Annotated in this window: 25 protein-coding genes and 1 other annotated feature (1 of these 26 running past the window's edge); of the genes, 19 read left to right on the forward strand and 6 right to left on the reverse strand. The window is 44.8% G+C overall.

The genetic code is table 11. The features are described from left to right. Positions 1-132, forward strand: a binding site (T-box leader) (it extends 109 nt beyond the left edge of the window). 48 nt (positions 133-180) lie between these two features. The 4 genes from tyrS to M1E03_RS06020 all read left to right on the forward strand — a co-directional run bounded on the left by tyrS (position 181) and on the right by M1E03_RS06020 (position 2,893). Then, complete coding sequence (tyrS, locus tag M1E03_RS06005) at positions 181-1,446, forward strand: tyrosine--tRNA ligase (protein WP_023855507.1); 1,266 nt, start codon at positions 181-183, stop codon at positions 1,444-1,446. A 131-nt stretch (positions 1,447-1,577) separates the two neighbouring features. Then, a complete protein-coding gene (locus M1E03_RS06010; protein WP_165395385.1) occupies positions 1,578-1,724 on the forward strand; it encodes a hypothetical protein in 147 nt (48 codons plus the stop codon). Positions 1,725-1,747: 23 nt separating this feature from the next. Continuing rightward, positions 1,748-1,990 carry a hypothetical protein gene (locus tag M1E03_RS06015; RefSeq protein ID WP_458110723.1) on the forward strand — a complete coding sequence of 81 codons (243 nt, stop codon included), beginning with the start codon at positions 1,748-1,750 and terminating at the stop codon, positions 1,988-1,990. A gap of 465 nt (positions 1,991-2,455) precedes the next feature. After that, complete coding sequence (locus tag M1E03_RS06020) at positions 2,456-2,893, forward strand: DUF805 domain-containing protein (protein WP_026579070.1); 438 nt, start codon at positions 2,456-2,458, stop codon at positions 2,891-2,893. Between the two features lie 275 nt (positions 2,894-3,168). Here M1E03_RS06020 and M1E03_RS06025 read toward each other — a convergent pair whose 3' ends face one another. Then, complete coding sequence (locus M1E03_RS06025) at positions 3,169-3,399, reverse strand: hypothetical protein (protein ID WP_065643623.1); 231 nt, start codon at positions 3,397-3,399, stop codon at positions 3,169-3,171. Between the two features lie 109 nt (positions 3,400-3,508). Between M1E03_RS06025 and M1E03_RS06030 the strand changes: the two genes are divergently transcribed. Next, positions 3,509-3,634: a hypothetical protein gene (locus M1E03_RS06030; RefSeq protein ID WP_261379712.1), complete on the forward strand. Its 126-nt coding sequence runs from the start codon at positions 3,509-3,511 to the stop codon at positions 3,632-3,634. 61 nt (positions 3,635-3,695) lie between these two features. Here the strand turns inward: M1E03_RS06030 and rpsD are convergent, their stop codons facing one another. After that, positions 3,696-4,298 carry a 30S ribosomal protein S4 gene (rpsD, locus tag M1E03_RS06035; RefSeq protein ID WP_020452596.1) on the reverse strand — a complete coding sequence of 201 codons (603 nt, stop codon included), beginning with the start codon at positions 4,296-4,298 and terminating at the stop codon, positions 3,696-3,698. Between the two features lie 331 nt (positions 4,299-4,629). Here rpsD and M1E03_RS06040 point away from each other — a divergent pair, with 331 nt between their 5' ends. Then, positions 4,630-6,330, forward strand: a complete 1,701-nt coding sequence (locus M1E03_RS06040) for a sensor domain-containing diguanylate cyclase (protein ID WP_145645871.1) — start codon at positions 4,630-4,632, stop codon at positions 6,328-6,330. A gap of 13 nt (positions 6,331-6,343) precedes the next feature. Here the strand turns inward: M1E03_RS06040 and M1E03_RS06045 are convergent, their stop codons facing one another. Beyond that, entirely contained in the window at positions 6,344-6,838 is a 495-nt protein-coding gene (locus M1E03_RS06045) for a GAF domain-containing protein (protein ID WP_020452594.1), read from the reverse strand. Positions 6,839-6,967: 129 nt separating this feature from the next. Here M1E03_RS06045 and refZ point away from each other — a divergent pair, with 129 nt between their 5' ends. Beyond that, the gene (gene refZ / locus M1E03_RS06050; protein WP_020452593.1) at positions 6,968-7,606 is read left to right on the forward strand and encodes a forespore capture DNA-binding protein RefZ; all 639 of its coding nucleotides are present in this window, start codon (positions 6,968-6,970) and stop codon (positions 7,604-7,606) included. On the opposite strand, the gene hisJ is transcribed toward refZ, so the two are convergent. Then, positions 7,599-8,411, reverse strand: coding sequence for a histidinol-phosphatase HisJ (gene hisJ, locus M1E03_RS06055; protein WP_020452592.1), 813 nt, complete (start codon positions 8,409-8,411; stop codon positions 7,599-7,601). The genes refZ and hisJ overlap by 8 nt on opposite strands. Before the next feature lie 186 nt (positions 8,412-8,597). On the opposite strand from hisJ, the gene ezrA reads away from it, so the two are divergent. Next, entirely contained in the window at positions 8,598-10,292 is a 1,695-nt protein-coding gene (gene ezrA, locus M1E03_RS06060; protein WP_458110724.1) for a septation ring formation regulator EzrA, read from the forward strand. Between the two features lie 107 nt (positions 10,293-10,399). Here ezrA and brnQ read toward each other — a convergent pair whose 3' ends face one another. After that, positions 10,400-11,737 (reverse strand): branched-chain amino acid transport system II carrier protein, encoded by a 1,338-nt coding sequence (gene brnQ / locus M1E03_RS06065; RefSeq protein ID WP_020452590.1) that lies wholly within the window; start codon positions 11,735-11,737, stop codon positions 10,400-10,402. 194 nt (positions 11,738-11,931) lie between these two features. Between brnQ and M1E03_RS06070 the strand changes: the two genes are divergently transcribed. From M1E03_RS06070 to M1E03_RS06095, 6 genes are all read left to right on the forward strand, one after another. Beyond that, positions 11,932-13,077 (forward strand): cysteine desulfurase family protein, encoded by a 1,146-nt coding sequence (locus M1E03_RS06070; RefSeq protein ID WP_458110725.1) that lies wholly within the window; start codon positions 11,932-11,934, stop codon positions 13,075-13,077. A gap of 7 nt (positions 13,078-13,084) precedes the next feature. Beyond that, entirely contained in the window at positions 13,085-14,290 is a 1,206-nt protein-coding gene (thiI, locus tag M1E03_RS06075; protein ID WP_023855502.1) for a tRNA uracil 4-sulfurtransferase ThiI, read from the forward strand. 111 nt (positions 14,291-14,401) lie between these two features. Next, on the forward strand, positions 14,402-14,614 hold the full coding sequence (locus M1E03_RS06080; protein ID WP_003184396.1) for an alpha/beta-type small acid-soluble spore protein: 213 nt from the start codon (positions 14,402-14,404) through the stop codon (positions 14,612-14,614). 133 nt (positions 14,615-14,747) lie between these two features. Next, entirely contained in the window at positions 14,748-16,346 is a 1,599-nt protein-coding gene (gene mbcS / locus M1E03_RS06085) for an acyl-CoA synthetase MbcS (protein WP_458110794.1), read from the forward strand. Positions 16,347-16,371: 25 nt separating this feature from the next. After that, positions 16,372-16,800 carry a MarR family winged helix-turn-helix transcriptional regulator gene (locus M1E03_RS06090; RefSeq protein ID WP_128823554.1) on the forward strand — a complete coding sequence of 143 codons (429 nt, stop codon included), beginning with the start codon at positions 16,372-16,374 and terminating at the stop codon, positions 16,798-16,800. Positions 16,801-16,924: 124 nt separating this feature from the next. Beyond that, positions 16,925-17,056: a hypothetical protein gene (locus tag M1E03_RS06095; RefSeq protein ID WP_023855500.1), complete on the forward strand. Its 132-nt coding sequence runs from the start codon at positions 16,925-16,927 to the stop codon at positions 17,054-17,056. 17 nt (positions 17,057-17,073) lie between these two features. On the opposite strand, the gene M1E03_RS06100 is transcribed toward M1E03_RS06095, so the two are convergent. Beyond that, positions 17,074-17,871: an NAD kinase gene (locus M1E03_RS06100; RefSeq protein WP_020452585.1), complete on the reverse strand. Its 798-nt coding sequence runs from the start codon at positions 17,869-17,871 to the stop codon at positions 17,074-17,076. A 193-nt stretch (positions 17,872-18,064) separates the two neighbouring features. Here M1E03_RS06100 and sppA point away from each other — a divergent pair, with 193 nt between their 5' ends. The 5 genes from sppA to tpx all read left to right on the forward strand — a co-directional run bounded on the left by sppA (position 18,065) and on the right by tpx (position 21,521). Then, on the forward strand, positions 18,065-19,072 hold the full coding sequence (gene sppA, locus M1E03_RS06105; protein WP_079289271.1) for a signal peptide peptidase SppA: 1,008 nt from the start codon (positions 18,065-18,067) through the stop codon (positions 19,070-19,072). A gap of 15 nt (positions 19,073-19,087) precedes the next feature. Next, complete coding sequence (locus M1E03_RS06110) at positions 19,088-19,606, forward strand: RDD family protein (protein WP_026579078.1); 519 nt, start codon at positions 19,088-19,090, stop codon at positions 19,604-19,606. Positions 19,607-19,725: 119 nt separating this feature from the next. Continuing rightward, positions 19,726-20,409, forward strand: a complete 684-nt coding sequence (locus M1E03_RS06115) for a DUF2953 domain-containing protein (protein ID WP_020452582.1) — start codon at positions 19,726-19,728, stop codon at positions 20,407-20,409. A 12-nt stretch (positions 20,410-20,421) separates the two neighbouring features. Beyond that, positions 20,422-20,880, forward strand: coding sequence for a GerW family sporulation protein (gene ytfJ, locus M1E03_RS06120; RefSeq protein WP_020452581.1), 459 nt, complete (start codon positions 20,422-20,424; stop codon positions 20,878-20,880). A 137-nt stretch (positions 20,881-21,017) separates the two neighbouring features. Continuing rightward, on the forward strand, positions 21,018-21,521 hold the full coding sequence (gene tpx, locus M1E03_RS06125) for a thiol peroxidase (RefSeq protein WP_023855499.1): 504 nt from the start codon (positions 21,018-21,020) through the stop codon (positions 21,519-21,521). Positions 21,522-21,584 lie beyond the last annotated feature (63 nt).

A 21,584-nucleotide genomic window follows, 5' to 3' on the forward strand; every position in this document is an offset into this window, starting at 1 on the left:
TTTTGCGAAAAAAGTCTCCCGGGCTTTGTGTAGCAGAAGAACGGAAGCTTTTCCGTTATCATTGAGAGTGAAAAGAGCGCGGCCATGCGTTCTTTTAAGCAGGGTGGTACCGCGATTTTTATCGTCCCTTCGTTTTTGCGAAGGGGCGTTTTATTTTTGGAAAAAAGGAGCTAAATGATGATGACACACTTACTTGATGATTTGTCCTTCAGGGGACTGATTCAGCAGCAAACCGATGAAGCAGGCTTGAGAGAACTGCTGGATAAAGAAAAAATCAGCTTATACTCCGGATTTGATCCGACAGCTGACAGTCTGCATATCGGACACCTGTTGCCGATATTAATGCTTCGCCGCTTTCAGCTGGCCGGACATCGTCCGATTGCGCTCGTAGGCGGAGCGACGGGCCTGATCGGCGATCCGAGCGGAAAGAAAGCGGAGCGCACGCTGAACAATGAAGAAATCGTCCGCGAATGGTCGCAGAAAATCAAAAACCAGCTTTCGCGTTTCCTGGATTTTGAAGCTGAAAAAAATCCGGCGATTATGGCGAACAACTATGACTGGATCGGCAAAATGAACGTCATTGATTTCCTGCGCGATGTCGGCAAAAACTTTGGAATCAATTACATGCTTGCCAAAGATACGGTAAGCTCCAGAATCGAGACGGGCATATCTTATACTGAATTCAGCTACATGATCCTACAGTCTCTCGATTTCTTGAATTTGTACAGAAACCAGGAATGCAAGCTGCAGATCGGCGGAAGTGACCAGTGGGGCAATATCACGTCAGGCCTCGAGCTCATCCGCAAATCTGAAGAGAATGCAAAAGCTTTCGGATTGACGATTCCGCTTGTGACAAAAGCAGACGGCACGAAGTTCGGAAAAACGGAAGGCGGCGCGATCTGGCTTGATAAAGAGAAGACATCGGCATATGAGTTTTATCAGTTCTGGATCAATACCGACGACAGGGATGTCGTGAAATACTTAAAATACTTCACTTTCTTGTCCAAAGAAGAAATTGAAGATCTCGCTGAAAAAGCAGAGACGGCGCCTGAAAAACGCGAAGCGCAAAAGCGCCTCGCCGAAGAAGTGACCGTTCTTGTACACGGCCGTGAAGCGTTTGAGCAGGCTGTCAACATCTCAAAAGCACTCTTCAGCGGAGATATTAAACAGCTGACTGCTGAAGAAGTGAAGGTCGGCTTTAAAGGGGTTCCTTCCATGGAACTTGAGAAAGCGGATGAACTGCCTCTTGTTGAGGTGCTCGTCCAATCCAAGCTGTCTCCGTCTAAACGCCAGGCGCGCGAAGATATCACAAACGGCGCGGTATACGTTAACGGCGAGCGCCGCACCGATGTTGCGGACGTCCTCACCGGCGACGACCGCATCGAAGGACAGTTTACCGTCATTCGCCGCGGTAAAAAGAAATACTTCCTGCTGACTTATAAATAATCAAAAAGCTCTTGCCAAACGGCAAGGGTTTTTTTGTGTCCGTATGTTTCATGTATGTTCATTCAGGAAATGTCAAAAATATAGATGTAATAGGTAGAGCATTTTCATCGTTGAAGAGGGAGGAATGTAGCATGAACCTGTTCATTGCGGCGAAAGAAAAGTTTATGGAAGATTACAACAAGCAGCTGGAAACGGAACGAAAACAAGAGGCGCAGCAGTCAGCTGACGGATACAATCAATTGAATCAGACGGAAAATGCAGCAAAGTGGCTGAAGTAGAGGGTCTTTAGGGCCCCCTTGGTATGAAGGTGTTCCGCGAAGAAATTTCCGCGCATCAGCCGGACATCATAGCCGTTAACGAAGGGTACAATCAATACTTTGAAGCCGGGTCTCCCGTCATCATGAAAGAAGATAGTGCTGGATCAAGCCGACCCATTGATTTCCAGACATATGCACGGGAAGAATTGAAGAGCTTCATACAGGAAAAAGGAATGTCCTCTCCTCTCGTATGCCTGTGCCGGATGATGGAATATATGACAGATTAAAGCCGTAAAAAACAGACAGTGAATTTCTGTCTGTTTTTTTGGCTTCTTCTTCGAGAACAAAGAACAATGCCTCCGGCGGGATTCGAACCCGCACTCCTCTCGTAAGCATAGGCTAGGGGAGAACACGCTTCCCTACGGACTTTCACCGACAGGAATTCCACCTGTCTCAGCTATTTGCTTTTCGGTGCTTCTGAAACCCTTGCCTTGCGACCCGTTCCTACAATGTTTTACGGCGCTCTTCCCTTCTAGAGCTACAGAGGCGAAATGGATGATTCATATTATACAGAAGCAATGGTGAAATGAGAACTGAAATTTTGAAAAGGCACAAGCTCAAATTCCAATTAAAAAAATGTTCCTCTAAGATGACTTGGGAGCATCCTTCAAATAAATGGTTGATAATGATATTTTATGGTATAATTCATATGTTTTTCGCAAATTTATAGATTTGACAATGGAGGAACTTGTATGAAGTGGTTTTGGAAAGGCTTGAGGAATTATGCGAATTTTGAAGGGAGAGCAAGACGAAAGGAATATTGGTTGTTTCATTTGTTTAACGGTATCATATGTTTTATTTTATTTATCTTAACAGTAATGATCGTAAGTTTATTTATTTCAGGAATCATGACAGCGGAAGGATATGATGGATATCAAGTAGGATATATCATCGGGTATGGCGGTGGATTCCTCGGGTACGTCCTGATCTTAATTTATCAGTTGGCTGTTTTGGTGCCTTCTTTGGCTGTCAATGTCCGCAGGCTGCATGATACCGGAAGAAGCGGCTGGTGGATTTTAATTGGCTTGTTGCCGATTATCGGTGCTGTCATTCTGCTGATTTTTTACTGTCAGGCTGGCGAAACAAAAGAAAATCAATATGGACCAGATCCAAAAGTAAATGTATCGTAAATTGCACCCCAATTGTTAGACAATCATCTGGCGATTGGGGTTTTTTATAGTCTGAAGAAGACCGAAGGGGAACGACTGTTAACTTGATTTTTAATGAGAGATGCCCGTATTTCCGAAGATTGTTTGGCATATCAATTTCAGTGACGATTCAAGATGGTTTTGAGATACCGGAGACAGTCAAATGGGCGAGGCTAAAACAAAAGCAGTCACTGAAGTTCATGCCCCTCGTATCGCGGGACGGATCTTAGCCCTCATCGAAGCCTTCCGGGAGTTTTTTATAAATAAATCGCACACCATCCCGCTAACACCCCCATCACAAAGCAGTCGTTGCTGTCCATTTTCTTACCGTGTTTAACAAAGACATTCAAAGCCCAATTCAATTTAGTGCCATCTTCAGTCTTTGCAACCCATTTTTTGCTGATATTGTAGTACATGACTTTGAAAATGGCGAATGCAGCTAAACAGAACAAGTAGAACAAGAGAAACTTACCAAAAAACATAAGCATTTGTTGGTCACTCCTCCGTTTTCATTCTTTAACCAACGATTTGATTTTACCGAATATATGCATAAGAGAAAAGGAGACGTTTGTCATATCTTGCTTGTGAGGAGGTATCTTGCAAGAAAGATCATCTATTAAAAACTTGACGCTTATGAGCTGGGTCCGTTTTATTCCCGGCTTATCAACAGCCCGCAATCTCCCCGAATCAACGGTGGAAGAAGAATACAACAAAAAACCCTAGAATCGCTGATATATCAACAATTCCAGGGTTTTTGCCAATGCTCTTTAAAGAGCATTTTCTATTAACGAGAGTAGAATTCAACGATCAATGCTTCGTTGATCTCAGCAGGAAGCTCAGAACGCTCTGGAAGGCGAGTTAGTGAACCTTCAAGCTTTTCAGCGTCAAAAGTCAGGTATTCAGGAACGAAGTTGTTCACTTCAACCGCTTCTTTAACTGCAGAAAGGTTTTGAGATTTTTCACGAAGTGAAATCGTTTGGCCAGGTTTAACTTGGTAAGACGGAATGTCAACGCGGCTTCCGTCAACAAGAATGTGACCGTGGTTTACCAATTGGCGTGCTTGGCGGCGAGTGCGCGCTAGGCCAAGACGGTAAACGATGTTGTCAAGACGTGCTTCAAGAAGAATCATGAAGTTTTCACCGTGTTTACCAGCCATTTTCGCAGCTTTGTCAAAAAGGTTGCGGAATTGGCGTTCGTTCACACCGTACATATGGCGAAGCTTTTGCTTTTCTTGCAATTGCAAACCATATTCTGATAGTTTTTTACGCTGTCCCGGACCGTGAGGACCTGGTGCGTAAGGACGTTTTTCTAATTCTTTACCCGTACCGCTCAAAGAGATGCCTAAACGGCGGGATAATTTCCAGCTTGGACCTGTATAGCGAGCCATAATGTGACTCCTCCTTTGGTTTTATTTTTGTGAAAATAAAACCCATCTGTTCAATTCAGCCATGTCCATTTTGTTTTCATGTATCCTCGCTCCAGCAGCAAAGAGTTACACGATACACCTTAATAGATAAGGAACAAAATGAAACACAGAAGCAGAACAAAAAGGCTGCATTATTTCACACAAAGAAGATTATATAATGTCCGCTGTGCAAAGTCAACCATTCATGGACTGTCCCAAAGAGCCTGAATCATCAATAAGTATAAAGTCCTGTTTTTTATGATATAATCAGGAAAATAAAATACATAAAACGGATTTTTTTAAGGTGATGACCATGAACAAACAAACTGAAGACCTATATCTGTCTTTTCATCAGAAGCTGTTCCAATTTCTTTTAAAAAAGCCGGCCGTCTCGTACGATGACTCTGTTGCCTGGCTAAAAGCGGCAGCAGAGTCATTTTTTTCGTTTATATCTCTTACATTGCGTCCTTCTTCAAGACCGCAGGGAGCGAACGGCCAAAGCGGCCAGATCAGCCGAGTTAATGATTATTATATCATTATAACAATAGAAGAAAACAGCAAATATATAGAACTTTTGTGTCAAAAGAATCATAAAGTACCAGAACGTCTTGCTGAATCCATCCGCCTGTTTTTAATGCATTGTCTGAAACTTGATGCATTATTTCATGAGGAGCTCAATAAAACAAAGATTTATGAAAAGACGGCGCTGCTGCATGAGCTGATGGATCAGGAGCAGGTGCTCAAGACAATGGTTGAAAGTTTAAGGGATGTTTTTCCTTTTTTGGCATATTGTCTTTTCTTGTCATACGACGAGGACCAATACATCAGCCTTCCTGCGATAGAGTTAGATGTGCAAAGCGAATCGACCGATTCTTTCGCCTTGGAGGCATACTTATCAGGACAGGCGAAGAGCAAAAATGAATCGGAAGTTTACATTCCGATTAAAGGCCGGCAGGGAACGTATGGCGTTTTGAAGGCTTTTGGACCAGGGGCTGCCGATACGGCAGCGGATATATGCATTATTTCGAATGCGGCAGGGAAAGCATTTGAAAATTCCCGGCTTTACGAACAGTCGCAGAATATGATTTCAAATTTGGAGCTGATTAATGAAACATCGCATCAGCTGAACCGGACGAAACGCCTCCCTGATATGATGAAGAGTTTGTCCGAAAGGCTGATCAGTTCATTTGGCGCCGAAGAGGTGGGCTTTTTTTATAAAAATCATTTGGACGAGGAAACCCTGCTGCCGGGAAGCACCAGTTTTTTTCAGACGGATGCGGCCCTTCCATATATCCGCTATGTTAAAGAAAAGATTTCAGAGGAAAACGGGGTATTTGTCGGAAACGGTTCTTCGTTTTTTGGAAATGACGGTTATGCTTCATTAATGGGCGTTCCGATGCTGGAGAATAATGAAAACAAAGGATTTGTCATCGTATTGAAAAAAAACGTCTGCTCTTTTTCATTTGAAATGTTTAAGCTGTTTCAGACGCTGATCAGGCATTCCACGCTCGCCGTGTCGAATTTGATGCTGCGCGACCGGCTGAAGTATCTTGTTCAAACAGACCGTTTGACAGAGCTTTACTCGAGAAGCTATTTCGATGAAAAAATCGGGTACAGTATGAAAGCGGATGAGAGCGGCGTACTCGTATTGATTGATATCGATGATTTTAAACAGATTAACGATACGTACGGCCATCAGAAAGGCGATGATATTCTCATTCAAGTCGCCAGGGTGATCCAGCGAAACATCCGCGACCAGGACGTCGCAGCAAGGTGGGGAGGAGAAGAGCTTGCGGTATACTTGCCGAAAGCAGGGCTGAACACCGGTAAAATGCTTGCTGAGAGGCTGATTACGCTTGTCAGGGAATGCACTGATCCAAAGGTGACGATTTCGTGCGGGGTATCCAATTGGTCTCAAGATCGTCCGAAATCTTTAACCTGCCTTTTTAAAGAGGCGGATGTCGCGCTGTACAATGCAAAGCGAAACGGGAAAAACAGGTTTATGACACATTAAAAAAGAGCCGGATTTACCGGCTCTTTTCGCTTAAACGCTCTCCAAGCATCTCTGTGAACTTTTTCAAATAATACTCATCTGTTTCATCGAAGCGGTTTTTAATCGGGCTGTCGATATCGAGCACCCCGATGATGTTCCCGTCAACTTCAAGCGGAACTACGATTTCGGATTGGGATGCCGCATCACACGCAATGTGTCCGGGGAACGCGTTCACATCTTCAACGCGCTCGACCCGGCCGTTTGTATAAGCGGTGCCGCAGACGCCTTTCCCGAACGGGATTCTTACGCATGCAGGAAGTCCCTGGAACGGCCCGAGCACAAGCTCGCCGTCTTTGGCAAAATAAAAACCCGCCCAGTTGATGTCTTCCAATGATTGATATAAAAGAGCGGAGGCGTTTGCTGTATTGGCGATCATATCAGGTTCGCCTTCTGTCAGCGCATCGATCTGTTTGAGGAGAAGCTCGTATTTTTTTTCTTTGCTGCCTTCTGTTTTTTCGACATGAAACATGATAATTTCCCTCGCTTTTTCTTTGAAATGGCAAAAACACGCTTGCCGTGATGCTATTTGTCGAGCACTTTTTACAGGAACAATTCCGCTTGAAGTGGAATTGTTTTAAGTAAGAAGGGGTGAAACAAGATGGGATCAAACGCTATTTCAACCACGAAGGACAGGATCATCGAATCTGCCGTGGAGCTGTTCAACCAAAAAGGTTTTTCAGGAACATCCGTCCGCGAAATTGCCCGAGCAGCCAATGTCAATGTCGCCCACATCTCCTATTATTTTAATGGAAAAGGCGGTTTAATGGAGCATTTGATATCCCGTTTTTATGAAGGCTATTTAAGAGTCCTTGAAAAGGGTTATGAACGCCTTCCGGATGCAGGTGCAACGGATTGCCTTCTTCAATTGGTTTTTGATATTCTATCGTATCAGCATGAGCACCGTCAATTAACTCGGTTTGTTTATCGCGAAGTCACGATTGATTCCACACTGAATCGCGAAGTGATGTCGACATATTTAACAAAAGAAAAGTACATTCTCCACCTGATCATTGAAAAGGGAAATGAGGACAATGAATTTTCCCGTTTTCCCCTTTCCCATTTTATGATTCAGCTGAAGTCGCTTTTAATGATGCCTTATCTGCAGCCTCAATATATTTCAGAAGTGCTGTATGTACAGCCGCACGAGCCGTACTTTTATCAGGCGTATTACAAGGAAGTCAAAACATGGCTTCTCAGTCTGTTGTACAGAGAAGGTCGGCAAGCCGCCGTTATTTAGCCAAGCGGCTCTCAAAATGTTCGTAACCAAATCCGGCATCCTCTGCTTGGTGGGCATCAGACCCAAAGACAAGCGGGATGTTTTTTTGTTCCGCTTCTTTTATCATCCATTCTTCCATATAGACGTCGCCTGCATAAGGCTTGCGGAGGCCGGACGTATTAAAGTCAAGTTCGTATCCGCGCTTTGCGGCTTCATCCAAACAGGAGGAGACCGATTTTCTGACGCTTTCTGACATCGAATACGGAAACAGCTTCACAAATTTTTTCGCAAGCGTAATGTGGCCGATTCGTTTTGGCTTAAATGCTCCCAGCGGTGATACAATGGAAGAATAAATTTCGTCATAATAGGCGAGATAGACCTGTTCTGTGCTGCCGTAGCAGCCGATCAGCTGCTGAAACGCTTTTTCATCGTAGTCAAGGCAGATGTGCGATGATCCGGCCGGCAAAAAATGAACGGAAAGAATGCTGTCGTCAAGATGCGTGCCGTATTGATCGAGAAAAGCTTTCGTTTCGTGTTCAAAGGTGCGGATATAATCGACTTCAAGACCGATTAAAACGTCGAGCTGTCCTTTGTACTCTTCCTTCAGTTCGGTCAGCCGTTCAATATAGCGGTCCAGCTCGGAGATCGGCATGGCGCTGTCTTTCTCCGGGGTCGGATCCATGAATGAAGGCGGAAGCGGCGCATGCTCGGTGAAGGATACGGATCGGAAGCCTTTTTTGCATAATTCTTCTATATAATATCTGAATTCGTCTTTTGATCCGTGCGGACAAAAGGGAGAATGAACATGACCGTCTCGTTTCAGCATGATGTCACCCCGTAAAAAAATAGTCAGATGTTGTCACTTTGATGTAAAAAAATTAAAAATTCTGCTCAAAAAATGTTGGTTACATGGTATCATAAGAACAATGAAAACGATAGTTTAACTTCATTTTTACATAACAATTTCAAATACATACCCTGACAGAACAGATAAACAGCAAGGGGGCTCATTATGGAGTTTGTCATTGGCTTACTGGCGTTATTTTTAATCTTATTCGCTACGGGCTACTTATTCAGAAAAAATATATATAAAGAGATCGACCGTTTAGAAGCTTGGAAAATCGAAATCATGAACCGATCGATCGTGGAAGAGATGTCAAAAATCAAGCATCTGAAAATGACGGGGCAGACTGAGGAATTCTTTGAAAGGTGGCGCCGGGAATGGGATGAAATCGTCACCTCGCATATGCCCAAAGTCGAAGAGCTTCTGTTTGAAGCCGAGGATTGCGCCGACAAATACCGTTTTCAAAAATCGAAACAGGTGCTCGCGCATATTGAGAATCTTTTATCAGCGGCTGAATCCAACATTGAAGACATCTTAAAGGAAATCGCCGATCTTGTCTCGAGCGAAGAGCAGAACCGCAAAGAAATCGAAGAGGTAAAAGAACGGTATACAAAAGTGCGGAAAAACCTTTTGGCATACAGTCACCTGTACGGAGACCTCTATGAGAAAATTGAAACCGACCTCGATACCGTGTGGGAAGGCATTAAACAGTTTGAAGAGGAAACAGAAGGCGGAAATTATATAGAAGCCAGAAAGGTGCTGCTCGCCCAAGACCGTTTGCTTGAAGAGCTTCAATCATACATAGACGATGTGCCGAAACTGCTTGCAAGCTGCAAGCAGACCGTTCCGCAGGAACTCGCCAAATTGAAAGCCGGCTATCAGGAAATGATCGATAAAGGGTACAAGCTCGATCATATTCAAGTGGAGAAGGAGCTCGAAAACCTTTTGAAAGAATTGAAGCGTGCTGAAGGTGCGCTTTTGGACGAACTTGATTTAGAAGAAGCCGCCGCAATCGTGCAGATGATTGATGAAACGATCCAAACGCTGTATAACCAGCTTGAGCATGAAGTCGAAGCAGGGAAGGAAATTTTTGGGAAAGTGCCTGAGCTTGCCGCTGCATTGGAAAAGCTTGAAGCCTCCAAAAAGGATACCGAAGCTGAAACCGAACTCGTCAAGAAAGGCTACAGACTGACAACCGGAGAACTGGAGAAACAGCAGTCATACGAAAAGCGCCTTGAAATGATCGAAAAGCAGTTCGAACAAGTGAAAGAAAGGCTTGATCAGAAACATGTCGCCTACTCGCTGTTAAAGGAAGAGCTTGCGGATATCGAAAAGCAGATGGAAGCCGCTCAACGGGAGCATGACGAATACAGGGACATGCTGCAAATGCTGAGAAAAGAAGAGCTTCAGGCAAGAGAGCTTCTCAAGCAATTAAAGCAGACGATCAAGGATACGGCGCGGAGCCTGGAGAAAAGCAATGTTCCAGGGATTCCGGAAGCCATAACCGAAAAGATCCGGCAGTCGCAGACGACTGTGCAGAAAGTGACAGAACAGCTGAATGAGCTGCCGCTGAACATGGATGCGGTGAACGAACGCCTTCAAGAGGCGGAACAGCTTGTCACAGAAGTGAAAACAAAGACGGATGAACTGGTTGAAATGGTTTTGCTGATCGAACGCATCATCCAATATGGCAACCGCTTCAGAAGCCAGGACCGGATTCTTTCCGAACAGCTCAAAGAAGCAGAAAAAAGTTTTTATGCATATCAGTATGAAGAGGCTTACGACATTGCCGCCAGAGCGGTCGAAAAAGCGTCGCCGGGAGCAGTTGCCCGGCTTGCAGCGGACGCGAAGCAGCCTGAATAGAGCAAAAACCCGGCACGTGAAAAGGCGTGTCGGGTTTTTTTGTCTATAGCTGCAATGAAAAATAAAAAAACCGGCCCTGTTTAAAAACAGAGCCGGTTTTTCAAAGATCAGCTGACTTTCTTTAATTTGTCTTTCGGCGAAGCGATGAAAAATGTCACAATGTAACCGATCACCGCGCCGATAACAGCCGGAATGACCCAGCCGACACCCATGCTGAACAGCGGGATGTTCGCTTTTAAGATATCGTTTACCGGACCCAGCGGAATTTTCGCCGCGTTTAATCCGTCGATGATGCTTAAAATTCCAGTCGGGATAAGGGCACCGATATAGACTTCGCGTCGTTCAGCAAACAGCTTGTCAATGAAAGAGAGCAAAACGACGACGATCGCAAGCGGATAAATCGCCGACAGAATCGGAACTGAAAACGAGATGATTTCTGTCAGTCCGAAATTGGCAATCACAAGGCTGAAAAGCGTCACGATGATGACAACAGCTTTGTAAGAGAGCTTCGGAATCAGCTTTGAAAAATACTCTCCGCAAGAGGAAACGAGTCCGACGCTCGTCGTCAGGCAGGCGAACAAGATCGCGATACCGAGCACGGCATTTCCAAGCGAGCCGAATAAATACGCGGAAGCTTTGGACAATATTTCGCCGCCGTTGTTGAGCGAACCGACGGTTTCAACACTTGTCGCCCCTAAATAAGCGAGAGAAACATAAACGAGTCCGAGACCGACTGCAGCGACGATCCCCGCTTTGATGCATGAAGCGGCGATTGACTTTGGATTTGTAACGCCGCGGTCTTTAATCGCGGTAATAACGACAATTCCAAATACGATTGAAGCGATCGCATCCATCGTTTTATATCCTTCTAAAAATCCGACAAACAGAGGTGCGGATTGATAGGCCTCTGTCACAGAGCCGATGCTGCCCATCGGGGTGATAAACGCTTTGATGACTAATATTGCGATTACAGTCAATAATATCGGTGTTAAAATTTTACCGATGCGGTCAACAAGCTTGCTTGGGTTTAAAGCCAGGAAATAAGTGATTCCGAAAAATATCAGGGTAAAGATAAACAGATAAAGACTTGATGAATGTTTCCCTAAAAACGGCTCCACCGCTATCACGTATGAAACATTTCCTGTCCTCGGAATAGCAAACAAAGGTCCGATCGTCAAATAAATGCTGACGATTAATATCGTGCCGAAGACCGGATGGGCTTTGTCAGCTAGGCCTTTTGCACTCCCTTTTAGAGCAACCGCGATGACGCCGAGCAGCGGAAGACCGACGCCTGTCAGCAAGAATCCGATGATAGCCGGCCAAACATTCTCTCCGGCAGCTTGACCGAGCTGGGGAGGAAAAATCATATTTCCCGCTCCGAAAAAGAGGGCGAACAGCATAAGTCCAATCGCCGTCGTTTCCTTAGCGGATAGTGAAGTTTTCATTAAAAAGAACCTCCTGGTTTGTTGTTTAAATTTTCTGTCAATTTATTTTCGTGATATAATATGACAAAAGTCCAAAGACTATTATATTTTAAAAATCAGAGAAGTCAAACATTTATTTTTAATTTTCAATTACAAGTTGATATGATAACATATACAGTCATGAAAAAGAACGTTCATTTTTAAAGGAGTAGATCATGATTTATCTTGATAATAGTTCAACAACAAAACCATATCCTGAATTATTACAAATTTATGAACAAGTAAATCAGCGCTTCTTCGGCAACCCGTCGTCACTGCACCGCCACGGCATTGAAGCGGATCAATTGCTTTCAGAAGCGCGGAAACAGATCAAAACGGCGCTTTCGCTAAAAAGTCATGATATCGTGTTTACGTCCGGGGCTTCAGAAGCCAACAACATGGCGCTGAAAGGCATTGCTTTGGCCCATATGCAAAAAGGAAAACATATCATTGCTTCCTCCATTGAACATCCGTCTGTGACGGAATCTTTGGAGCAGCTGAAGACAGCCTTCGGCTTTGAGGTTACATATCTTCCTGTCGACAGCCGCGGATTTGTTTCGCTTGAAGATCTGAAACAAGCGCTCCGCAAAGACACGATTCTGGTGAGCATCATGCACGTCAACAATGAAACAGGTGTCATCCAGCCTGTGGAAGACATCGGCAAAATCGTAAAAGAAAACACAAGGGCATACTTTCACGTTGATCACGTTCAAGGCATTAACAAGGTTCCGCTGGACATCTCCGGGGCGATCATTGACCTTTGTACGATATCGGGCCATAAATTTCACGGCTTAAAAGGAACAGGAGCGCTCATTCTGAACGAACGGATTTCGCTTTTTCCTTTGATTTCCGGAGGAGAACAGCAGAACAACAGGCGTGCCGGAACTGAAAATACCGCCGGCGCTGTTACGCTTGCAAAAGCGATCAATATGTCAAAACAGGATTATAACCATTATATAGAAGAAATAAAGGCGGCAAAATTGGCTTTTATCAAGGAGCTAAAAGAGCTAAAAGGTGTTATATTAAATACGCCGGAAGAAAACAGCGCGCCGCATATCATTAATTTTTCCGTGCCGGGATTGAAGGCCGAGGTCCTTTTGCATATGCTAGAAGAGCGGGGTATTTTCGTATCGACGACATCAGCATGCTCTTCAAAACAGCATAAGCCGAGCAAGGTGCTTTTAGCAATGGGAAAAGGTGAAGATGCAGCGGCAAGCAGCATCAGAATCAGCATGACATACCGGGACAATCAGGAGATTGTCGGCCCGTTTATGACGGCCTTAAAAGAAAGTTTACACAAACTAAAAGGAATTATGAGGTAGAGACACAATGAATGAAGACTATATTTTAATCAGATTTGGCGAAATTTCAACAAAAGGAAAGAACAGAAAGCTTTTTGTCGATCGCCTGAAAAGAAATATCAAAATGGTCTTGCGCGATTTCCGCAACGTCCGTTATGAGTCAACACGTGACAGGATGACCCTCGTATTAAACGGAGAAGACGCGGAAGCCGTAATGGCCCGTCTGAAAAACGTTTTCGGCATCCAATCGTTCAGTCTTGCCGTGAAGTGCCGGACAGATCTGGAAAGCATTAAAGAGACGGCGCTCGCGTCTGTTCAAGAACAATACAAGCCCGGAGATACCTTTAAAGTATCGACGAAAAGGGCTTACAAGCAGTTTGAATTAAATACAAATGAGATGAATGCCGAAATCGGCGGACACATTTTGCGCAACACCGATGATCTTACCGTTGACGTTCATTCCCCGGACATCCATTTGCGGATCGAAATTCGGGAAGATGCTACGTATTTGACATTCCGGGATGAAAAAGGTGCGGGCGGACTGCCGGTCGGAAGCGGAGGAAAAGCGATGCTTATGATATCCGGCGGAATTGACAGCCCTGTTGCCGGGTTCTATGCCATGAAGCGCGGGCTTGAGATCGAAGCTGTTCACTTTTTCAGCCCGCCATATACAAGCGAACGGGCCAAGCAAAAAGTGATTGATCTCACTAAACGCCTTACGGCTTTCGGCGGAGACATCAAGCTTCATATCGTTCCGTTTACGAAAACCCAAGAGCTCATTCAAAAGCAGATTCCCGAAAACTATTCCATGACGGCGACCAGAAGGCTGATGCTGCAGATCGCCGACAAACTGCGCGAACGACATAACGCGCTTGCCGTTTTTACAGGAGAAAGCCTCGGCCAGGTGGCAAGCCAGACGCTCGAAAGCATGTATGCCATCAACGCGGTCACGAGCACGCCGGTTTTGCGCCCTTTAATCGGCATGGATAAGACGGAAATCATCGAAAAAGCGAAGGAAATCGATACGTACGATATCAGCATACGTCCGTACGAAGACTGCTGCACGATCTTCACGCCTTCTGCGCCGAAAACGCGTCCGAAAAAAGAAAAAATCGAACACTTTGAAAGCTACACAGATTTCGAACCGCTCATCAACGAAGCTGTAGAGAACACAGAAACGATTGTTTTGAGCAGCAAAGCGGAAACGAAAGATCAATTTGCGGACTTTTTCTAAAGGAATATTCGAACAAACGCCTTTGTCTGTTTTTGCATACAATTACCAAACATTCTTTGTATGAAGTCATGTGTTTTTACACAATCTATACTCACAAGGAGGTGAGAACACATGGCTCAAAACAACAGACAAAGCAGTTCTAACCAACTATTGGTTCCTGGTGCTGCTCAAGCTATCGACCAAATGAAATTCGAAATCGCTTCTGAATTTGGCGTTAACCTTGGAGCAGAAACTACTTCTCGTGCAAACGGTTCAGTTGGAGGAGAAATCACTAAGCGTTTAGTTTCTTTCGCTCAACAGCAAATGGGTGGAACACAACAATAATTAAAATTAAAAAGCAATGGATAATGGGTGGGGTTTAATCCCCACTCTTTTTTATGTTCTGCAAAATAGGCATTTCGGAATACAATTGTATGAAAGGATTATGTATAATAAAAAGATGGCACAAGACAAGGAGATGGATGGGTTGAGAAGAGAAGATTTGATTGCGCCGGAGAAGTATAACGCGGTTGATGAAATTGAAAAATTTAAATCTTCCCGTGATAAAACCGCTTTGATCTGGGAAGATGAATCAGGACGTCAAGTGTCTTGGACTTATGAAAAATTAATTGAAAGGGCTTACAAAATCGGCGGCATATTGACCCGTTCTGGACTGGAAAAAGGTGACAAGCTTATCGTGATGATGCCGCGGATTCCGGAGACGTATGCCGTCTACATGGCCATTTTAAAAGCCGGAATGGTGGTCATCCCATGTTCCGAAATGCTCCGGGCGAAAGACTTGGATTACAGGATCAAGCATGCCGGCGTCAAAGGAGCCGTCGTATATTCAGCATTTCTTGATGCTTTTCTAGATGTTCAAGCAAAAGATGAGCTGTCGTTATTTGCCGTCGGAGAAAGCAGAGAAGGGTGGATCAACCTGCTTGAAGAAATGAATCAGGCCGTTGCCGCGGATTTTCAAGCGGCTGATACCTCTCGCGATGACATCGCATTTTTATCTTACACATCAGGCACGACCGGTCAGCCAAAAGGAGTTGTACATACACACGGCTGGGCTTATGCTCACTTAAGAACAACAGCTTCCGCATGGCTTGACATTTCAGAAGGGGATCTCGTCTGGGCAACAGCGGGGCCGGGCTGGCAAAAATGGGTATGGAGCCCGTTTTTAGCAGTGCTCGGCAGCGGTGCAGCCGGCTTTATCTATCACGGGAAATTTACGCCGGAAACGTATTTGCAGCTGATTGAGCGCCATCAAATCAATGTGCTATGCTGTACGCCGACAGAATATCGATTCATGGCGAAAGTCAATGATTTGTCCCGCTTTGACCTGTCTTCGCTGCACAGCGCTGTTTCGGCCGGGGAGCCGTTGAACAGGGAAGTCATTGATACATTTAAAAAGCATTTTCATATTGATGTGCGGGACGGATACGGACAAACGGAAAGCACGCTGTTGGTGGGGATTTTAAAAGGAATGAAAATCAAGCCTGGAAGCATGGGAAAACCGACGTCTGGAAACCTGGTTGATATTATAGACGGGAATGGAAAGAGCTGTCCGCCGGGCGTAACGGGCGATATCGCCGTCCACTTAAGCACGCCGGCACTCTTTAAAGAATATTACAAAGATCAAGAACGAACGCTCCGCCAAAGAAGAGGAGATTACTTTATAACAGGGGATAAGGCGCGAAAGGATGAAGACGGCTATTTCTGGTTTGAAAGCCGCAATGACGATGTGATCATCAGTTCAGGATATACAATCGGCCCGTTTGAAGTTGAAGATGCACTGATCAAGCATCCTGAGGTCAAAGAATGTGCTGTTGTGGCAAGCCCTGACGAAATCAGGGGATCGATCGTGAAAGCATATGTTGTCTTAAAGGATCGATCCCGCGGAAATGAACAACTGACAAAGGAATTGCAAAACCATGTAAAAGCCATGACGGCCCCTTATAAATACCCCCGGGAGATAGAATTCATCGAAGAACTGCCGAAAACGCCATCGGCGAAAATTAAGCGCTTTGAACTAAGACAACGGGAAATCGTTCTTAAAACAAAAGCTGAATAACCACACAAGAGGGGGGGAATATCCTTTGGGGCATGACTCACTCCGAAACATCGAGAAAGAAATCGCGCTTTTAGTCCGTCTGACGACGGCCTACAGTCCGCGGTTCGGAAGTCTGGACCGCTCGGAATATCTGCTGTTAAGCGAGCTTGATAAGCAAAGTCCTCTTGCCATCAACTCGCTGGCTGAAACCTTAATGCTGAATCTTTCGACAGCGAGCAGACAGGTTGCAGCATTGGAACGGAAAAAGCTCATCAGGCGTTTTCCCGATCCCAACAACGGCCGGATCAGCCTTGTAGAAATGACTTCGGAGGGCATTGATACTCTGAAAAAAGTGCAAAAGGCTCGCTTTCATGTATACACGGAGGTTCTTCAAGACTGGACAAAAGAAGAACTGAGCACATTGGAAACTCATTTGATCAGACTGAATCAGGATTTTAAAAAGTGGAGCAAATAATCGGCTAAAGGCTGTTGGTCAGACGATCACCAGCCTTTTTCTTTTTAATCTGTTGATTTATAGAAAAAAGGATGCGTAATACAACTTGTAATACGATATATAAAAACCGGAAGGAGGAGCACTTTTGAGGCAATCCGATGTGTCGATATTAAATTCGTCCGCCAAAGTGCTTGCTACCCGGCATGAATGCGGAAATGAAAATTTCGTGATAAACAACCGCAAAAAAGAGCAGGAAGAACATCCCGCTCTTTATTAATGAAAGGGTTTTCAAAATTATAGAAATGTGCGCCTTACTTTTTCCCAAAATGAATTGTCTTTTAATTTAATGGTTTTGATCATCTTGCCCGAGAGGCTGACTTCGACTTCTTTTACATGCATCGTACTGAAGGCTTCGTTATCAAGGCCGATGATCGGATAGTCGTTCCCGTCTTGGACGATTTTTAATGTCAGCTTTCGATCCGCACTTAAAATAAACGGAGATCCGAGTGTTCTGTATGTGTTGTTGTTCAATGAAGCGAGCTCTGTCACCTGTATGCATGGAAGCAGCGGATCAACGACGGCCCCTTCAACCGATTTGTTATACGCGGTGCTTCCGGTCGGAGTGGACACGATCATTCCGTCCCCGCGGAATGTTTCAAAGTGAAGATCATCAATATAAACGTCCATCACAAATGTTTTAATAATGCTTGAACGGATGGATACCTCATTCAGACATTGAAAGCTTGTCCCGTCAACGGTTACATCGATCAGCGGATATTTTCTGACCTCGATTTGTTCAGAGTTTGTCGCTTCAATCATTTTATCGGTATCATGTATATTAAAATCCGCATACAAATGAGCTTTCCCCTTTTTGGCCACGCCTACGTACAGGCAGTCATCCCTGAAATTCGTCTTTCGAACCGCCTGCAAAAATGTCCCGTCGCCGCCGATGCTTGCGATAATATTGGCTTCATTGTGGTGGTGAACGACGCGAAATCCGTGTTCTTCTGCAAGGTGTTTCAGTTTTTTGCACTGCTCGTCGGTTTCTTCGCTTTTTTTGTAAAAGAAATAAATGTTCCGGCGGTCTGTCACAATCATTCTCCCCTTTGTCTGTTAAGTTTAGATTTTTCTGCCATCTAACATGTATGTTAAAATGACCTGTGACCCTTAGTTTACCATGTCCAAAAACTTCTTGTATATGAAGCGGCATCATACTGAACTTTTTCTCTTCATATACGTACTAAGACATGCAGCTTTTTTTATTCAAAGGAGGAGAACAGACAAAATGAATGCGAAAAGATGGATCGCACTTGTCATCGCGCTGGGCGTTTTTGCGTTATCTGCGGTGGTGAGCCTTTTGCTAGCAGTATTTGACACGATGGGGAATGACGGAAAGATGCAGTTTGGCCTTAATGACACCCAGGAAGAAACGGTGCTTGAAGAAGGAAACAGCTCAAGAAAAATCGCCGTGCTTGAAGTGAACGGAACGATTTCCGACAATGGCGGCGCTTCTGGCTTGTTCAGCTCTGAAGGCTATAACCACAGATCGTTTTTGCAAATGCTTGAAAAAGCAAAAGACGACTCTGCTGTAAAGGGCATTATTCTGCGCGTCAATTCTCCGGGTGGCGGAGTATACGAAAGCGCCGAAATACATAAGAAGCTTGAAGAGATCAAAAAAGATACGAAAAAACCGATTTACGTATCAATGGGCTCGATGGCTGCATCTGGAGGCTATTACATTTCAACGCCTGCCGACAAAATCTTTGCAGCGCCGGACACGCTGACGGGTTCACTAGGGGTCATCATGGAAAGCCTTAACTACAGCAAGCTTGCAGAAAAGCTTGGATTGAAAACGGAAACGATCAAAAGCGGTGAGTTTAAAGACATCATGTCACCGACGCGCGATATGACGAAAAAAGAAAGAGAAATCATGCAGTCAATGGTCGATGACGCGTACGAAGGATTTGTCGATGTTATAGCCGAAGGACGCAGCATGTCCGAAAATGACGTGAAAAAAATTGCCGACGGACGCGTTTATGACGGCCGCCAGGCGAAACAGAACCATCTCATTGATGAGCTCGGCTACTATGAGGATGCGGTCAAAGCGATGAAAAAAGACCACAAAAACCTTGCCGGAGCGTCTGTTGTCAGCTATGAAGAATCGGCCGGCCTTGCGTCGCTCTTTTCGATGACTGCAAATAAGATGTTTAAAAGCGAAGCCGATTTCTTAAACATTAAAGAATCAATTTCTCAATCCGGCGCACCGAGACTCATGTATTTATACGCTAAATAGGAGGGGACCGAAAAAATGGATGTGACTTATGATGGAAAGGATCATAATGAATTATCACCGGACGCCGGTGTTTCCAGGGAAGAATCGGCCCCGCATGTAGAGCATGCATATGCCGGTTTTTGGATCAGGCTGTTTGCCTTTCTGCTCGACGGGATTGTTGTCGGCAGCATCAACAAATTAGCGGTTTCACCTGTTTTCAGCCTGCTGAATCTCCCTAAAGAATCAGGGTTTTTCACCTTTTCGCTTTATTCTTTTGTGACGGCGGCAGTATTTTTCGCTTATTTCGTCCTGATGACGAAGTATTTCGGACAGACGTTGGGCAAGATGGTATTCGGGCTGAAGGTCGTGTCGCTTGTCCCGGAAAAAGGGCTGACATGGGATGTGATCTTGTTTAGGGAGCTTATCGGCCGCTATATCAACAGTTTGTATATTACGTATCTCGTTGCTGCATTTTCGCCAAAGAAACAGGGGATTCACGATTTCTTTGCGGACACGGCGGTTATTCATGAAAAGCTGTATCGAAAAAAAGACTGAGCGTATCAAACCCGGCTGCTGAAAGACAGCCGGGTTTTTTTGCTGCCTGGAATAAGCTCCGTCTATGTTTATTTTTCAAATTTCTTCCTATAATGATTAGTATAAGAGGAAGTGAAATCATGATTTACATATGGATTGCGGGAGTATTCCTTCTTTTGGCAGCGTTAATGATGATGAAAATCCGCATCGCGATCGAATATCTTCATACAGACGATGACGACCGGCTGACCTTTAAAGTTCGAACAGGTTTTGGGCTTCTGCGCTTCAAAAAGGAAATTCCGGTGATTAAAATCAATCAGCAGGATATGACCGTTGATGTAAAAGAACAGACGAATACGGCTCTAAAAAACGATAAAAAGAGGAGAAAAGTCGGCTATCGGGAAGTGTTCGATAATACGAAGCAAATCAAAAAATTGGTGGAACAGGTCATCAATCTGCAGCCGCTTATCCGCCGATTTATGAAGCGGATTCACATCACGAAGCTCGAATGGACCTCAGTCCTCGGCTTTCCTGATGCCGCTTTAACCGGAATCGTCACGGGAGGCGCCTGGTCTCTGAAAGCCGGCACAATGGCTCTCTTGCATCAGATTTTTTGCTTTGACAGCCAGCCGGAATACGAAGTGATTCCAGTCTTTAACAGCCGCTCCTCTAAAACGCATCTGACATGTATATTCCATTTTCGCGTTGGCCATGCTATAACCGCAGCTTTTAGAATCGTGATGAACTGGAAAGGGAAAATGCGCGGCTTATTTAAGCTGCCAAAAAATCTGTCAGGTTCAACAAAGAATGATTCATCAGTATAGGAGGAATGGAATATGGCTGAACATCCAATTCAAGGTTTGATGAAAACCGCAATGGAAAATTTAAAGGAAATGATCGATGTCAATACCATTATCGGAGATCCTGTAGAAACACCTGACGGCAGCGTCATCCTAACCGTCTCCAGAGTGGGATTCGGTTTTGCGGCTGGCGGAAGCGAGTTCGGCGGAAATAAACCGGCCGAATCCAAAGCGAGCGATGGAGATCGTGAACGAAAAGAATCGAAGCTCCCGTTTGGCGGGGGAAGCGGGGGAGGCGTATCGATTACGCCGATTGCTTTTTTGATTGTCGGATCATCAGGCGTTAAAATCCTGCATTTGGATGAAAACACGCACGTCATCGATAAGATTTTAGACGCAGCCCCGCAAACGATCGAACGGATTCAGCATATGTTTAAGAAAAACGATAAGCAAAAGCAAAATATGAACCGCCAAAACCAGACGCCTCCATTTTAAAAGCTTCGGCTTTCCGGCCACAGAAGTTAACTGTTCCTGCAGCAGTTAACTTTTTTTGTCTCGGCCGGACTTAAGCTTTGCAGTTTGTCCTAAACTCTTTTATAGTAGAGTCATACATAAATGAAGGAGGAATGATGATGGCTTCAATTACATTTAAAGGAAACCCGGTGACACTGGTAGGTTCAGAAGTGAAAGTCGGAGACCAGGCGCCTGATTTCACTGTTTTGTCCAATTCGCTTGAGGAAGTCACGCTTCAAGACATTAAAGGCAAACCAGCTGTTATTTCGGTGATTCCGTCTATCGATACAGGTGTTTGTGACGCGCAGACCCGCCGCTTTAACGAAGAAGCCGCAGGCCTCGGTTCAGTGAAAGTGTATACGATCAGCGCGGATCTGCCGTTTGCACAGGCTCGCTGGTGCGGAGCAAACGGAATTGAAAATGTGGAAACATTGTCAGATCATAGGGAAATGTCTTTTGGGGAAGCATTCGGGCTTTACATTAAAGAATTGAGATTGCTTGCCCGCGCCGTATTTGTGTTAGATGAAAACGGAAAAGTCGTCTACACTGAATACGTCAGCGAAGCGACAAACCACCCGGACTATGACAAAGCCATCGAAGCTGCCAAATCACTCGTTAAGTAAATTCAACTCATAAAAGGGCTCCAGGTGATCATCTTGCCGGAGCTCTTTTCATGGCTTTGATTT

This window comes from Bacillus sp. PK6-013 (assembly GCF_054161445.1).